This is a genomic window from Enhydrobacter aerosaccus, assembly GCF_900167455.1.
Taxonomy (GTDB): Bacteria; Pseudomonadota; Alphaproteobacteria; order Reyranellales; family Reyranellaceae; genus Reyranella; species Reyranella aerosaccus.
In genome coordinates this window covers 12,728-26,628 of record NZ_FUWJ01000004.1, presented here as the reverse complement: position 1 = coordinate 26,628, position 13,901 = coordinate 12,728, and the positions used below count along the sequence as shown (strand labels likewise).

General features: G+C 65.0%; 15 protein-coding genes. 4 read left to right on the top strand and 11 right to left on the bottom strand.

What is annotated here, in order from left to right:
* Window positions 1-11: 11 nt before the first annotated feature.
* The 4 genes from B5D62_RS17350 to B5D62_RS17330 form a co-directional block, all read right to left on the bottom strand.
* Window positions 12-1,208: a serine hydrolase domain-containing protein gene (locus B5D62_RS17350; RefSeq protein WP_085935194.1), complete on the bottom strand. Its 1,197-nt coding sequence runs from the start codon at window positions 1,206-1,208 to the stop codon at window positions 12-14.
* A 9-nt stretch (window positions 1,209-1,217) separates the two neighbouring features.
* A complete protein-coding gene (locus B5D62_RS17345; protein WP_085935193.1) occupies window positions 1,218-1,676 on the bottom strand; it encodes an SRPBCC family protein in 459 nt (152 codons plus the stop codon).
* A gap of 13 nt (window positions 1,677-1,689) precedes the next feature.
* Entirely contained in the window at window positions 1,690-2,223 is a 534-nt protein-coding gene (locus tag B5D62_RS17340; protein WP_085935192.1) for an SRPBCC family protein, read from the bottom strand.
* Between the two features lie 397 nt (window positions 2,224-2,620).
* Window positions 2,621-4,210: a flavin-containing monooxygenase gene (locus B5D62_RS17330; protein ID WP_085935190.1), complete on the bottom strand. Its 1,590-nt coding sequence runs from the start codon at window positions 4,208-4,210 to the stop codon at window positions 2,621-2,623.
* A 76-nt stretch (window positions 4,211-4,286) separates the two neighbouring features.
* On the opposite strand from B5D62_RS17330, the gene B5D62_RS17325 reads away from it, so the two are divergent.
* The 4 genes from B5D62_RS17325 to B5D62_RS17315 all read left to right on the top strand — a co-directional run bounded on the left by B5D62_RS17325 (window position 4,287) and on the right by B5D62_RS17315 (window position 7,760).
* The gene (locus B5D62_RS17325) at window positions 4,287-6,587 is read left to right on the top strand and encodes a xanthine dehydrogenase family protein molybdopterin-binding subunit (RefSeq protein ID WP_170920988.1); all 2,301 of its coding nucleotides are present in this window, start codon (window positions 4,287-4,289) and stop codon (window positions 6,585-6,587) included.
* On the top strand, window positions 6,584-7,177 hold the full coding sequence (locus B5D62_RS17320) for a DUF938 domain-containing protein (protein WP_085935188.1): 594 nt from the start codon (window positions 6,584-6,586) through the stop codon (window positions 7,175-7,177). The genes B5D62_RS17325 and B5D62_RS17320 overlap by 4 nt, the downstream gene beginning before the upstream one ends.
* Before the next feature lie 105 nt (window positions 7,178-7,282).
* The gene (locus B5D62_RS33410; protein WP_170920987.1) at window positions 7,283-7,426 is read left to right on the top strand and encodes a hypothetical protein; all 144 of its coding nucleotides are present in this window, start codon (window positions 7,283-7,285) and stop codon (window positions 7,424-7,426) included.
* Window positions 7,427-7,445: 19 nt separating this feature from the next.
* Complete coding sequence (locus B5D62_RS17315; protein WP_085935187.1) at window positions 7,446-7,760, top strand: c-type cytochrome; 315 nt, start codon at window positions 7,446-7,448, stop codon at window positions 7,758-7,760.
* Window positions 7,761-7,786: 26 nt separating this feature from the next.
* On the opposite strand, the gene B5D62_RS17310 is transcribed toward B5D62_RS17315, so the two are convergent.
* The 7 genes from B5D62_RS17310 to hemN form a co-directional block, all read right to left on the bottom strand.
* Window positions 7,787-8,491, bottom strand: coding sequence for a cyclic nucleotide-binding domain-containing protein (locus B5D62_RS17310; RefSeq protein WP_085935186.1), 705 nt, complete (start codon window positions 8,489-8,491; stop codon window positions 7,787-7,789).
* A gap of 124 nt (window positions 8,492-8,615) precedes the next feature.
* The gene (locus B5D62_RS17305) at window positions 8,616-9,590 is read right to left on the bottom strand and encodes an ABC transporter transmembrane domain-containing protein (protein ID WP_085935185.1); all 975 of its coding nucleotides are present in this window, start codon (window positions 9,588-9,590) and stop codon (window positions 8,616-8,618) included.
* Between the two features lie 20 nt (window positions 9,591-9,610).
* The gene (locus tag B5D62_RS17300) at window positions 9,611-9,988 is read right to left on the bottom strand and encodes a response regulator transcription factor (protein WP_085935184.1); all 378 of its coding nucleotides are present in this window, start codon (window positions 9,986-9,988) and stop codon (window positions 9,611-9,613) included.
* Between the two features lie 81 nt (window positions 9,989-10,069).
* Window positions 10,070-10,705: a response regulator FixJ gene (gene fixJ / locus B5D62_RS17295; RefSeq protein ID WP_139373945.1), complete on the bottom strand. Its 636-nt coding sequence runs from the start codon at window positions 10,703-10,705 to the stop codon at window positions 10,070-10,072.
* A complete protein-coding gene (locus B5D62_RS17290) occupies window positions 10,695-12,236 on the bottom strand; it encodes a PAS domain S-box protein (protein ID WP_085935182.1) in 1,542 nt (513 codons plus the stop codon). The genes fixJ and B5D62_RS17290 overlap by 11 nt, the downstream gene beginning before the upstream one ends.
* An 86-nt stretch (window positions 12,237-12,322) precedes the next feature.
* Window positions 12,323-12,538 carry a hypothetical protein gene (locus tag B5D62_RS17285; RefSeq protein WP_085935181.1) on the bottom strand — a complete coding sequence of 72 codons (216 nt, stop codon included), beginning with the start codon at window positions 12,536-12,538 and terminating at the stop codon, window positions 12,323-12,325.
* Between the two features lie 19 nt (window positions 12,539-12,557).
* Window positions 12,558-13,901: an oxygen-independent coproporphyrinogen III oxidase gene (hemN, locus tag B5D62_RS17280; RefSeq protein ID WP_085935180.1), complete on the bottom strand. Its 1,344-nt coding sequence runs from the start codon at window positions 13,899-13,901 to the stop codon at window positions 12,558-12,560.

Genomic DNA, 13,901 nt, shown 5'->3' with positions numbered 1-13,901 from the left:
TTCTTCTCCGCTCAGTCGTCGATTGCCTGATAGGTCGAGGTCCAGAAATCGCTGAACACCGCCGGTGGCTGTGGCGACTCCATCATGCGCTGCGTCATCAGGATGCCGATCATCCGCTCGGCCGGATCGACATGCGCCGTGGTGCCGTAGCCGCCGTCCCAGCCGAAGCGACCGGGCGTGGTTGAGACATCGGTGCGCCGCGTGATCACCGCACCGCCCATGCCCCAGCTCGCGCCCATGCCGAAGAATATCTCTGCCCCTTGCTTCTGCCCGTCCGTGAGCTGATCGGACATCATCAGTTCCACGGTCGGCCGGGCCAGGATCTGCTCGCGCCCGTGCCGGCCCTTGTCGAGCAGCATGCGCAGGAAGCTGTGAAAGTCGTCGACCGTGGACACCAAACCCGAGCCACCAGCGGCAAAGGCCGGCGGCCTGCTCCAACGACTGTCCGCGGCATCGTCGAAGAAGGTCAGTGCCTGCTTCTCTGGATCGATCATGTAGGCGGTCGCAAGCCGCTCAAGCTTGGCAGCCGGCACCTGGAAACCGGTGTCACGCATGCCGAGCGGGGCGAACAGGCGCTCCTGGAAGAATGCCTCCAGCGTCTGTCCGCTGACGCGCGCGATCAGCACGCCCAGGATGTCCGAGCCGGTGTGATAGAGCCAACGCTCGCCCGGCTGATGGATCAGCGGCAGGCGGCCAAGACGCTTCATGAACTCGTCGGCCGAGAAGTTCGGCTGCCAGGGGCCCGGCGCCACCCCGAGTTCGTCGACCGCCTTCTGGATCGGATATTTGGGCGGCCATTCCATCACGGCACCCAGCCCGAACGTAAAGGTCAGGAGATCGCGCACGGTGATCGAGCGCCGGGCCGGAACAGTGTCGTCGAGCGGACTCTCCGGTGTCCGCAACACGGTGCGATTCGCGAGCTCGGGGAGAAAGTGCTCCACCGGATCGGCAAGCCGCAGTTTGCACTCTTCCACCAGCAGCAACACCGCCGCAGCCGTCACCAGCTTGGTCATGGAGGCGATGCGAAAGATTGTGTCGCGCCGCATCGGCGCGCCGCCGAAGGACTGTGTGCCAATCGCCTCGACAACGACCTCATCGCCACGGGCGACCAGAGCCACCATTCCCGGCATGTCGCCACGGGCAACGTGCGCGGCAAGCACCGGATGCAGTCGGGCGAGCCTCGCCTTGGACAAGCCACCCCCAGCCATCTGTCCCTCCTACGCCTTGGCGACGAAGGTTGCGAAACGTTCGAGGCAGCTTGTCCAGCCGCCCTCGTGGCTGAGACGCGAAACCTCGGCCTGGAACGCCCAGTGGCGCAGGGTCAGCCGCGTACCCGTGGCAATCTTGGCCAGAGTGACGCTGACCCAGGTCTCCGGATCGACAGTGCCGTCGGCATATTCGGTGCTGTAGGTGAAGACGAGCCTCTCCGGCACCACGACATCATGATAGACACCGAACTTGGCGATCACCGTGCCGTCCGGGACACGCATCCGCCGATGCCAGCGACCGCCCGGACGCACATCCATGTCACACGAGATCGGCGTGCAATCCTGCGGCGCCCACCACAAGGCTGCCTGGTGCGGGTCGGTCCAGGCCGCGAACACCCGCTCGCGCGGCGCCTTCAGATCACGCGTGATGACGAGTTCCTGGTCGGCAGGCTTCAGCGACGCGTCCATGGACTTCCTCCGACTATTTCTCGGCAAGCGACTTCAGGCTGGCGAGACCGGCCTCGAAATCGGTACCGATCATCTTGTCCATGTCGAAGAAGGAGCTCATCACCTTGGCGACATAGGGGCTTGGACCATACATCATCCAGGTGACGGTCGTGCTGTCGCCGCGAGGCTCGAGCGTGAATCTGGCCGTGTTGTGGCCTTCGAACGGCCGGCGGAAATCGAGCTTGATCACGATCGCCGATGGCGTGACCTCCACGATCTCCATCCGCCCGGCGCCGACAGCCTTGTCGCCATCCCATTCGTAGACCGCCCCCTTGCCGGCCGATGGGCCTTCGAAGGTCCGCTTCATCGCCGGATCCTTCTTCTCGTACGGCGACCACCCGGCCCATGCCCGGAAATCCTGGATCAGCGCCGCAATTTTCTCGGGCGGGGCCTGGATGCTCGCCGAGCGCTGCACGCTGAACGAATCGGGTTTCGTGGCAGCGTAAACGAGAATGCCCGCCACGATGACAACGACCAGAGCGGCGAGGACGGCGACAATTCTCCGCATCGGCTGACCTTTGTGATCAACACTTAATAATGTGGTTAACTTTTATGAATCCCTTCCAGATCTGTCAACCGAAGCTGTGTGTCAGGCTCATCAGGACCCGTGACACTGCTCCACACGTTGAGACCCCAGACATTGAGGCTGGTGCCTGACCCGCCGTTAAATAAACGGAAAAATAACGGAGGCCGCTGCAGGACACCCAACATCTTGTGGCAATGGTCGTACGTTCATCCATCACGATACACGACTCGGCGACGCCGGCCGATTCCGGTCGCCAATCGCCGTCAACGGTCCCCAATAGTGATCAAGTCCTTCGGGCCGAATCGATCGTGCAGATCGTCCGTATCGTGCGCGTTCTCGTCTTCCAGCAGACGCGCAGGCTACACATCATCAGAAAAGGCTAAGCGAGCGCGAAGCCTTTGTAGCCCTCGGCAACAACCTGCTCGCAGCGCTCTATGTAAGCCGGGAAGCCGCCGATATAGGGCATGAAGACGCGCGGTTTTCCCGGAATGTTGGCGCCGACGTACCAGGAGCTGCAGGTCGAGCGCAACGTGATGTTGGCAGATCGGCCGACCTCTCCGGCCCATTCCTCCTCGGCCTCCGGCAGCGGCTCTATCACTGCCTGATTGCGGCTGCGCATGGCGTCGAGGCAATCGGCAATCCAGTCGACGTGCTGCTCGATCGACGGAAGCATATTGGTCAGCACGGAGGGGCTGCCGGGCCCTGTGATGGTGAACAGGTTGGGGAAGCCCACCACCGTGAGGCCGAGATAGGTTCGCGGGCCATCGCGCCACTTGTCGCGCAGCGGGAGGTCGCCGCGACCCCGGAAGTCGACCTTGAGCAGCGCACCGGTCATGGCGTCGAAGCCGGTCGCGAGCACCAGGCAATCGAACTCATAATCCTGGCCCTTCGCGCGCAGCCCTGTTGGCGTGACGCGTTCGATCGGCCCGTTGCTGATGTCGACCAGCGTGACGTTCGGCCGATTGAAGGTTTCCCAGTAGCCGGTATCCACGCACAGCCGCTTGCAGCCGATGATGTTCCTGGGGGCGAGGATCTCGGCGACTGCCGGGTCCTTCACCACTTCGCGGATCTTGGCCTTCACGAACTCGGCGGCGGTCTTGTTCGAGTCGTCGTTCAGCAGGAGATCCTGGAACGACGCCATGAAACCCAGCCCGCCATAGGCCCAGCGCTGCTCGAAGATCCGGGTGCGCTCTGCCTCGGGCGTCTCGATCGCCGAGGCATAGTTGATGTCGAAGTCGATGCCCGCGGGCTTGGTCCTGGCGCGGCGACGCAGCACGCCGTAATCCGCCTTCACCCGCCGCACATAGTCGGGATCGAGCGGCCGGTTGTGCGCCGGCACGGTGTAGTTCGCCGTGCGCTGGAACACGGTCAGATGCCTGGCCTGGCGGGCGATGATCGGGATCGACTGGATCGCCGACGAACCCGTGCCGATCACTCCCACCGTCTTGCCGCTGAAATCCACTCCTTCATGCGGCCAGTTGCCGGTGTGATAGATCGGCCCCTCGAAATCCTCGAGCCCGGGAATCCGCGGCGTGTTGGGCGACGACAGGCAGCCCATGGCGGTGATGACGAAGCGCGCGACGATCCTGTCGCCCTTGTCGGTCTCGACGATCCAGCAGTTCCCGCCTTCGTCGAAAGTCGCTCCGGTCACACGCGTATCGAACTGGATGTCGCGGCGCAGGTCGAAGCGATCGGCAACATGATTGGCGTAGCGCAGGATCTCCGGCTGGGTGGCGTAACGCTCAGACCATTCCCACTCCTGCTCGAGCTCGGGTGAGAACTGATAGGAATATTGAACACTCTCGACGTCGCACCGCGCGCCGGGATAGCGGTTCCAGTACCAGGTGCCGCCAACGCCACTGCCCGCCTCGACGACACGTGCCGAGAAGCGCTTCTGGCGCAGCCGATGGAGCATGTACATGCCGGCAAAGCCGGCGCCGATGATCAGAGCATCATAGTCGGGTGTCATGACTCATTCGAAACCGGCCGTTCGCAGCGCGCAAGCCGGGACTTGCTCCACCGCCATCGCCACGCGAGATTGCAGCATGGCTGTTTCTCCCATCGGTACATCGCCGAAGCGGCGAGAGGATGTACGCTTCGTCACGGGGCGAGGAACCTATCTCGACGATCTGCGCATCGACGGCCTCGTGCATGCGACCGTCCTGCGCTCGCCGCACGCCCATGCGCTCATCCGTTCGATTGACACGACAGCCGCGAGGCAGGCCCCCGGAGTCCTCGCCGTGCTCACCGCGGCCGAGATCGCCTCGGACGGATTGAAGCCGCTGCGGCCTTACGTCGAGGCGAATGTCCAGACCGGCGAGCCCTTCGCCTTCGCACCCCAGCCGCTGCTGGCGGCGGACAAGGTGCGACATGTGGGCGAGGCAGTCGTGCTGATTGTCGCCGAAACGCCGGCCCAGGCGCTGGATGCCGCCGAGTGGGTCGTGATCGACTACACCCCGTTACCAGCAGTGACAACCGCCGACGCGGCACGCCTGTCCGGCGCGCCCCAGCTCAGCGCCGAGGTACCGGGCAATGTCTGCTTCGACTGGCGGACCGGTGACTGGGATGGTGCCGAAGCGGCGCTCGGCAAAGCGGCTCACCTGGTGGAGCTGACGCTCGACAATCACCGCATTGCAATGAACCCGATGGAGCCCCGCGGCTGCATCGGACAATTCGATCCGGGCAGCGGACGCTACACGGTCCACGTCTCCAGCCAGAACATCCATAACAACCGAAACCATGTCGCGCGCGCGCTGGGTGTCGAACCGAGCGCCGTGCGCTTCGTCGCGCCGGATGTCGGCGGCGGCTTCGGCGCCAAGAACTTCGCCTATGTCGAACATGCGCTGATCCCCTGGGCGGCGCGACGCGTGGGACGGCCCGTCAAATGGATCGCGAGCCGCAGCGAGACGCTGCTGAGCGACCACGCGGCGCGCGACATGAAGGCCAAGGCATCGCTCGCTCTCGATTCATCCGGCCGGTTTCTGGCGCTGACAGTGGATGGAACCTTCGATCTCGGCGCCTACATGGCGGGCGCGGGAGGCGGCGTTCCGACCTATCAGTATGTCCACCTGCAAGGCACCGTGTACCGTATCCCCTCCATTGCGCTTCGGACATCCGCCGTGCTGACGAACAAGGCACCGATCGGTGTCACGCGGGGACCGGGCTTCGCCGAAACCGTGAACATCATCGAACGTCTGATCGATGCGGCGGCAGCGCAAATGGGGCTGGATCGAGTGGAGTTGCGGCGGATGAACATGGTCCCGGCCGAGGCCATGCCGATGACCAACGGCTTCGGCTTCATGGTCGATAGCGGGCGCTTCGCCGAGACATTGGCACGGGCCCTCGACCGCGCCGATGCCGCCGGGTTCGTCGTCCGTCGGCGCCACAGCGAAGCCAACGGCCGTCTGCGCGGGCTGGGCTTCGCCTATCACATCAAAGGCACCGGCGGCCCACCGGAGGAAAACGTCGAGGTGCGCTTCGAGGCGGACGGCTCCGTGTCGCTGATCACCGGCACGCAGCATATCGGCCAGGGTCACGAGACGACCTTCCCACAGATCCTCAGCACGCGGCTGGGCATTCCCGACCACCTGATCCGATTGCGCCAGGGCGATACCGATCTCATCGTCTCGGGCGGCGGTCACGGCAGTTCGCGCGCCACCTACATGGGCGGCACCGCGTTGTGGCGGGCCTCCGACGAGATCATCGCCAAAGGCAAAGCCGTAGCCGCCGACGCCCTGGAGGCGGCCGAGGCCGACATCGTTTTTGCGGACGGCCATTTCACCGTCTCCGGCACGGACCGCACCGTCAGCCTGCTCGACGTCGCCACGCTCGGGCGCGAGAAGGGCCGACCTCTCGACACCTATCACCTGTGGAAGCGCGAACAGATGACCTTTCCCAACGGCGCGCACGTCGTGGAGATAGAGATCGACCGCGAGACCGGCGCCGCGGCCCTGGTACGCTATACCGCGGTCGACGACTATGGCGTGCTGGTCAATCCCATGATCGCCACCGGCCAGGCGCACGGCGCGATGGCCCAGGGCGCGGGCCAGGCCCTGATGGAGCAGGCGATCTATGATCCTGTCTCGGGCCAGATGCTCGCGGCTTCCCTCATGGACTATCCGCTGCCGCGCGCGGACGAGTTGCCCTCCTTCGATCTCGGCTTCAATCCGACACGCTGCACGACCAATCCGCTCGGCGTGAAAGGCTGCGGCGAAGCCGGGGCCATCGCGGCCTTTCCGGCCATCGCCAATGCGATCCTCGATGCCCTATCGTCGTTCGGCATAGCGAATTTCGATGGCCCCGCCACGCCGTCACGCCTCTGGCAGGCAATGGAGGCGGCGCGATGAGACGCCAGGCCCCAGCAGCGGCGCGCAACAGACAGCCGATCCTGGAGGTGTTGCAGCCCGAGTTCCCCGATGACGGCCTGGTGCTCGAGATTGCGAGTGGCACAGGCGAGCATACGGTTCACTTCGCCGCCGCCTTGCCGCACCTTCTGTTCCAGCCCAGCGATCCCGACGCCGACGCCCGCGCCAGTATCGACGACTGGACCCGGACACTCGGCCTCGCCAACGTCCAACCAGCGGTCGCCCTCGACGCCGCCGCTGCGGATTGGCCGCTGGCCGCAGCGGACGCGATCGTCTGCATCAACATGGTGCATATATCGCCGTGGACGGCCACGGTCGGGCTTTTCAGGGGCGCGGCTGCGCGATTGCCGCCACGGGGGCTGTTGTACCTCTACGGTCCCTATCACCGCGGCGGCCGTCCGACGGCTCCCAGCAACGCCGCCTTCGATCATGATCTGCGCGCGCGCAATCCAGCCTGGGGCATCCGAAATCTCGAGGATGTCTGCCAACTGGCCGCAGAGCAGGGCTTCACGCCGCCACGGATCGTGGATATGCCCGCCAACAATCTGTCGCTGCTTTTCAGACGACACTGATCGCGCCAAGCCGCTCTCCGAGGAGGACAGGGAATCGGCGACTTTGAGGCAGATCAAGGAATCGGCGTCGCTTGCGACTCATCCTTCCGGCCAAGGAGGGATTCGATGACGACTCATGAAATGTACTACCTGATTCTGGTCCTGGCGGCTTTCTGCGGCCTTGGCGTGTTTCTCGTCGTCGAGACCATCGTCTATCGCCGGTCGCTGCCGCGTATCGGCTACCTGCCGCACGACAAACCGCATCCGTAACAGGCAAGGTGGACGGCCCATGCACCGATCGGTCGGACCGGCACTCGGCATCGTCCTGGCCCTGACAACGACAGTGCATGCCCAGGACGTCGTCAATGGCGAAGCCCTGGCCAGGCGCTGGTGTGTAAGCTGCCACATCGTCAGCGCCGACGCCCGTACGGGCCAAGCCAACGGATTGCCGAGCTTCCCGACACTGGCAAAAGCGCCTCAGACGACGGAGACGTCGTTGCGGCGCGCCATGACGGCGGGGCACAGCCGCATGCCTGACTTTTCACTGACGAAGCAGGAGCAGGACAATCTGATCGCCTACATCTTCAGCCTGCGCTCCCGCTGAGCGGCGCAGGCGGCGATCGCGGCTCCTCACCCGTTGAGCTGCTGGAGGGCGAGCTTGTTGGTGAGGGTGATGGTGCGGCCGGCGGCGCCGAGCTTGATCAGCCCGTCCCGGACCATCTGCGTCAGGGTGCGCGACACCGTCTCGATCGTCAGGCCGAGATGGTCGGCGATGTCGGTGCGCTGCATCGGCAGGTCCAGCCGGTCGCCCTTGGCCAGGCGGCCCGCCATGTCCATCAGGAAGGTCGCGATCTTCTCCTGCGCCGTCTTGCGGCCCAGCAGCACCATGTGGTCCTGCGCCCGCTCCAGGCTGGTGATCATCGATGTCATCAGCTGGTCTCCGAACGCCGGGTTGTCGTGCAGCAGGTTCGCAAACCGGCCGCGCCGGAACGCCAGCACCACCGTCTCCTCCACCGCCTCGGCCGTGAAGCGGTGCTCCGCCCCGTTCTCCAGCCCGAAGATGTCGCCCGCCAGCTGGAACGCGTCGATCTGCCGGCGCCCGTCGCTCAGCAGCTTGCACACCCGGACCGTCCCGGAAACAACCTGGTAGAAGAAGTCCGCCGCCTCGCCTTCCGCGAACAGCTCCTCGCCCTTGGCGAAGGTCCGCCGCGTCCCGCCCCGATCGTCCGCCAGCGCGGACCGGCCCAACGCGGCACTGCCCTGCATCGCCAGATAACCGGCGGGTACGCGGGCCTGGGGAACGGCGGTACGGGTCGAAGCGGCGTAGGCTGGCATCGGTCTGTCCCTTTCCAATGATGACGCCTCTTCCCTACGACGGCCTCCATGCCGCCACCATTCAGGTAATGACCTAAGGGGTTCTACGTAGGGCAGCCTGACGCACCCTCTCGCCGCGACGGGATCAGACCTCGGCCGGCGCGGAGCGCCGTGACATTCCTGCGTCGGTCGGATCCGGCTTGGCTCCCGTCAGCCAATTCGCCGCCTCCGAAAACAGCCGATACTTCACGCGTACGACCGACAGCTCACGCCCCCAGTCGATCAGGTCGCCCCACGGGTCGTTGAGCTTCGCCAGACCACCCACGATCGCCACCACGGTGCCGATCTCGATGCGGCCTTGCAGCACCAGCCAGCCGCCGACGCACAGGGCAGCGGCCACCGAGAGGTGGTGCATCAGGTTCATCAGCAGATACATCACGTACTTCAGCCAGTAGATGGCCATGTTCAGGGAGAAGATACGCTGGATGCCCGTGACTTCCTCCTGCGTCGCATCGTTCTGGCCCTCGACGATGGTGCCGCTGATCTCGCGCTTGGTGAGGATGCGGCGGCTCGCCCGGCGGTTGATGGCGCGCTGCATGGCCGGCACGAACACGACCTGGGGCACGAAGAAGGCCATGCCCATCAGCGCAAGATAGGGTTGCAGGGCGAACATGTAGCCCACGACGCTCACCAGGATGCCGACCTGCAACAGGGGCTGCGACAGGGCGAGCGCCACGAAACCACCGATCGGTTCGGCCTCTTCCAGGATCATGGCGATCTCGACGCCGACATCGACCGGTGAATGCGCCGCCACGGCGCTGCCGATATCCGCATCGATGAGCTTCCGCCGCAGCGACCGGACCGAATTCTCGGCCACCCAGCCGCGATAGACGTTGAGGAGCAGCTTCAGGATCTGATCAGCCAGGGCCACGCCGGCATAACCCAGCGCCAGCCAAAGCACGTTGTCGAAACTGCCCTTCTCGGTCAGATCGTTGATGATGCGGCGCTGGAATTCGAGCGGCGCCGCACTCAGAAGGAAGACCGTGATCGCCAGGGCCGCGAGGCCGGCCTGATGCTTGCCGGTTTCCGCCAGGACGTAGCCCATGATCGTCCGCGGCATGGCATAGCGTCCGACGGCTGCTATCCGACCGCTCCGAGGACGGTGCGGATGCTGTCGACGAGGGCGCTGTCCGAAAGCGGCTTCTCCAGCACATCCGACACGCCGGACCGTTCGGCCAGGCGGCGCAGATCCTTGTTGGCGCGGCCGGTAATCATGATCGCCGGAAAGCGGACATCGCGTGCCCGCAGAGCGTCGACGAGTTGCAAGCCATCCATCTCGGGCATGCGATAATCGACCACGAGACAGCCGTTTGGCGGGAGCTCACTGTCGCCGAGCATCGCCTGGGCACCATCGTACAGACGGACGTTCAGCCCCTCGAGCTCAAGCGCGAACTTGAGCGCACTGCGGACGGCGGCGTCGTCGTCGACAATGCAGATCACCGCTCCTTCCTGGGGCATTTGAACAACTTCCTGATGGGCCGTTAGGCCATTGTTTCGGGGTGGAGACTAATAGCCCCATTCCACATGTGACAAATTGATTTAGCGCAAGCGCCCGCCCTCGTCAGCGGAATTCCCTTCGAGCAGGACCATGCGGACCAGCGTGGACAGGCTGTCGGCCTGCATCTTGGTCATCACATTGGCGCGATAAATCTCCACCGTACGGGCCGAAATGCCGAGATCGTAGGCGATGACCTTGTTCGCCTTGCCCGCAACCAGCCCGTCCAGGACCTGACGTTCGCGCTCCGACAGAAGCGCCAGCCGGGAGCGAATCTCGGCCGCGCGGGCCCCGCGCTCGCGGTCGCTGCTGCTGCGCGCCAGAGCCGACCGGATCGCCGTCAGCAGGACCTCGTCGTCGAAGGGTTTTTCAATGAAATCGACCGCGCCCGCCTTCATCGCCTCGACGGCGAGGGCGATGTCGCCGTGGCCGGTGATCACGATGACCGGCATGGTGTTCCTGGCCTCGACCAGGCGGCGCTGCAGTTCCAGCCCGTCCATCTCCGGCATCCGGACATCCGTCACGATGCAGCCGTCCTGGGCCTTCGGCAGATTCTTCAGGAAGGCAACAGCGGACTCGTGCAACTGCACCGGCAGTCCCGCGGTACTCAGCAGGAAGGCCAGCGACTGCCGCACGTCCGCATCGTCGTCGATGATGTGAACGACCTGGCTATTGGGCAAGGTTGCCGTCCTCCTCGTTCGCCGCGCGCAGGGTGAAGCGGAAGATCGTCCCGCCTTCCGGCCTCGAATCGACCCAGATCCGCCCGCCATGCGCTTCGACGATGGTGCGGCAGATTGACAGGCCAAGCCCCATGCCCTTCTGCTTGGTGGTCAGGAAGGGCTGGAACAGGTTCGCCGCCACCTCCGGCGCAAGACCGCTTCCGGTGTCGGCAACACTGATCTGGACGGTCGAGTCGGGATTTGCAACGGTCTCGATGTCGAGTTCGCGCAGTCCGCTCGATTCCACCAGGACGTCGATGGCATTGCGGATCAGGTTGACCAGCACCTGCTGGATCTGGATCCGGTCGGCGAGCACCAGATCGGCCTGCGGGTCGAGCCGGAACGACACGGCAATGCCGTTCTCCTTGGCGCCGATCAGGGCCAGCGTGCTCGCATCCTCGATCAACTTGGGCAGATTCTCGATCCGCCGTTCGCTTTCACCCCGGGCCACGAACTCGCGCAGGCGACGGATGATCTGGCCCGCGCGCAGAGCCTGGTCCGCTGCCTTGCCGAGCGCATCGCGCAGCACGACGGCCGGCTCGCCCTCGATGCGTTCGAGCAGGCGCTGGCTGCCGCGCAGGTAGTTGTTGATGGCGGTCAGCGGCTGATTGATCTCGTGCGCCAGCGTCGAGGCCATCTCGCCCAGCGCGGTGAACCGCGACATGTGGGTGACCTCCGACTGGAGGTCCTTCAGACGGCTCTCGGTCAGCTGCTGATCGGTCAGGTCGCGGATGAAGCCGGTGAAATAATGCTTCTCGCCGGTACGCAGCTCGCCGATGGTGAGATGCATGGGGAAGGTGGTGCCGTCGCGACGCTGCCCGACCACGATGCGGCCGATGCCGATGATGTGCCGCTCGCCGGTCTTGAGATAGCGCTCGAGATAGGAGTCATGCTGCTCGCGATGCGGCGACGGCATGAACATCGACACGTTCTTGCCCGCCACCTCCTCGAGCTTGTAGCCGAACAGCCCCTCGGCCGTGCTGCTGAGCGATTCGATGCGTCCGCGCTCGTCGATGATGATCATCGCATCGGGCACGGTTTCGAGGATCGATCGCAACCGCGCCTCGGCTGCCTGGAGCGCCGCCTCCATGACCTGCCCATCGGGCCTGCCGCTCTCGATCCTGTGGATGCTGTGGAGGATCCAATCCACGGCGTGCCCGCTCGCGACCGGCGCGCTGATCACTTCGAACTGAAGCGCCTGACGCTGCCCGTCGGCCTTGGTCACCATGATCGTTTCCGCCGCCAGACGCTGCGGATAGCCGGTCTGGATGGCGGCTTCGAGCGAGGCGACAAGATCGCCCAAGGCCGGGCTTTCGCGCAGTACGTGCCGGATATCGCGTCCAACCAGCGATTCCGGCGCGGCGCCCAATGCCTTCTCGTAGGCCTTGCTGGCCGCGACGATCCGCAGATCGGTGGACAGCAATAGATCGGCGTCGGGCGACGCGGTGACGCGGGCCAGCAGCTCAGGCGGTACGGAGGCCGTCGAGTTCATGCATTACGCCTTTCGCGCCGACAATATCACGGCACGGGCGGCCGACGAGAGGGATCGTATGACCGGCCGGCGCTGCTCGGGAACGCTCAGGGACGGATGAAGGCGAGCGGTGCGTCCTCATCGAGATTGTCGGCGGCCGCAGCCAGCTCCGAGGCGATATCGTCGTTGGAGCGCTCCTTCTTGAACAGCCGGATTGCCTCCGACAGCAGGCAGCGCGCCACGACATCGCTCGAAATCGAGTGTGTGGCGGCCTCTGCCAGGGCGGCCTCGATATGCCGGGACACAAGCTGATAGGGACTCATCTCTTTCCTTCCTCCATATTCACACGCCGCTGGCGTGGCGGCCCGGACCGCCGGCGAGATGCCGGTCGAAGGCGGCGCACACGAAGCGGACCAGCGGCCGGCCGGCTTCCGTCACGGCGAGCCTTAATCCGTCGCTACGCACCAGGCCATCCCTCTCGAGTGTCTCGAGCTGGTCGATACCTGCCAGGAACGCTCCGGGATCGACGTGATGGCTGCGGCAGCATTCCTCGAGATCCACGCTGTGCTGGCACATCAGCCGCTGAATGATGTCGGCGCGCAACTTGTCGTCCTCGGTCACGGCAAGGCCGCGCGCCGTGGCGAGACTGCCGGAGGAAATCGCGGCCATGTAGCCGCTGGCATCGGCGGTGTTCTGGCTGAAGCCGCGCGGCAGGCTCGAGATGGCCGAGGCACCGATACCGACGACCCACGGCGCCTCGTTGGCGACATAGCCCTGAAAATTGCGATGCAGGCTGCCATCGGCTGCGGCGCGCGCCATGGGGTCCTCGGGGCGTGCATAATGGTCGAGGCCAATGCGCACATAGCCGGCCGCGACCAGCTTGTCCGCCACCAGCTCGACCATCTGCGCACGCAGGGCAAGATCGGGCAGAGCCGACTCGTCGATCAGGCGCTGATGCGGCTTCATCCACGGCACATGCGCGTAGCCGAACACGGCGAAGCGGGCCGGTGACAATGCGACTGCCTGGTCCAGTGTCCTCGCGAGGCTGTCCAAGGTCTGGTGGGGCAGACCATAGACCAGGTCGACATTGATCTGCGCAATCCCGCAGCCGCGCACGCGCTCGACGGCAGCGGAGGTATCGGCGAAGGATTGCGGCCGATTGATCGCGAGCTGAACCGTCGGATCGAAGTCCTGTACGCCGAGGCTGACCCGCGTCACATGCAGGTCGGCAAGGGCAGCGGCAAGCTCCGCATCACAATAGCGAGGGTCGATCTCGAAGGCGATCTCGGCATCGGACTTGCGATCGAACAGGCCATCGATGCGCCGCCCGATCCGGCGCAGGCGGTCGGCCCCAAGTTGCCCCGGGGTGCCGCCGCCCCACTGAATGGCATCGACGACAAGTCCGGGTGCCGTATTGGCAACCCGTTCCAGTTCGGACAGCAGCGCATCGGCATAGGCGTCGAGTGTCCCGTGCCGGCGCATGGCCATCGTATTGCAGGCGCAATACCAGCACAGTTCACGGCAGAACGGCACATGGAAATAAAGGGCGGTCGAGACGCCATCGAGATCGGCCAGCCACGCAACATGCTCCGCCGGCCCAACCGCCGGGCCGAACTGGGCCGCGGTCGGATAGCTGGTGTAGCGCGGAACCGGCCGGTTGTAGGTCGCCAGAATCGCAGGATCCAT

Bases quoted from the DNA above. Each gene is read 5' to 3' on its own strand.
- B5D62_RS17350 (WP_085935194.1), bottom strand. From the start codon at position 1,208: ATGGCTGGGGGTGGCTTGTCCAAGGCGAGGCTCGCCCGACTGCATCCG.
- B5D62_RS17345 (WP_085935193.1), bottom strand. From the start codon at position 1,676: ATGGACGCGTCGCTGAAGCCTGCCGACCAGGAACTCGTCATCACGCGT.
- B5D62_RS17340 (WP_085935192.1), bottom strand. From the start codon at position 2,223: ATGCGGAGAATTGTCGCCGTCCTCGCCGCTCTGGTCGTTGTCATCGTG.
- B5D62_RS17330 (WP_085935190.1), bottom strand. From the start codon at position 4,210: ATGACACCCGACTATGATGCTCTGATCATCGGCGCCGGCTTTGCCGGC.
- B5D62_RS17325 (WP_170920988.1), top strand. From the start codon at position 4,287: ATGGCTGTTTCTCCCATCGGTACATCGCCGAAGCGGCGAGAGGATGTA.
- B5D62_RS17320 (WP_085935188.1), top strand. From the start codon at position 6,584: ATGAGACGCCAGGCCCCAGCAGCGGCGCGCAACAGACAGCCGATCCTG.
- B5D62_RS33410 (WP_170920987.1), top strand. From the start codon at position 7,283: ATGACGACTCATGAAATGTACTACCTGATTCTGGTCCTGGCGGCTTTC.
- B5D62_RS17315 (WP_085935187.1), top strand. From the start codon at position 7,446: ATGCACCGATCGGTCGGACCGGCACTCGGCATCGTCCTGGCCCTGACA.
- B5D62_RS17310 (WP_085935186.1), bottom strand. From the start codon at position 8,491: ATGCCAGCCTACGCCGCTTCGACCCGTACCGCCGTTCCCCAGGCCCGC.
- B5D62_RS17305 (WP_085935185.1), bottom strand. From the start codon at position 9,590: ATGCCGCGGACGATCATGGGCTACGTCCTGGCGGAAACCGGCAAGCAT.
- B5D62_RS17300 (WP_085935184.1), bottom strand. From the start codon at position 9,988: ATGCCCCAGGAAGGAGCGGTGATCTGCATTGTCGACGACGACGCCGCC.
- B5D62_RS17290 (WP_085935182.1), bottom strand. From the start codon at position 12,236: ATGAACTCGACGGCCTCCGTACCGCCTGAGCTGCTGGCCCGCGTCACC.
- B5D62_RS17285 (WP_085935181.1), bottom strand. From the start codon at position 12,538: ATGAGTCCCTATCAGCTTGTGTCCCGGCATATCGAGGCCGCCCTGGCA.
- hemN (WP_085935180.1), bottom strand. From the start codon at position 13,901: ATGGATCCTGCGATTCTGGCGACCTACAACCGGCCGGTTCCGCGCTAC.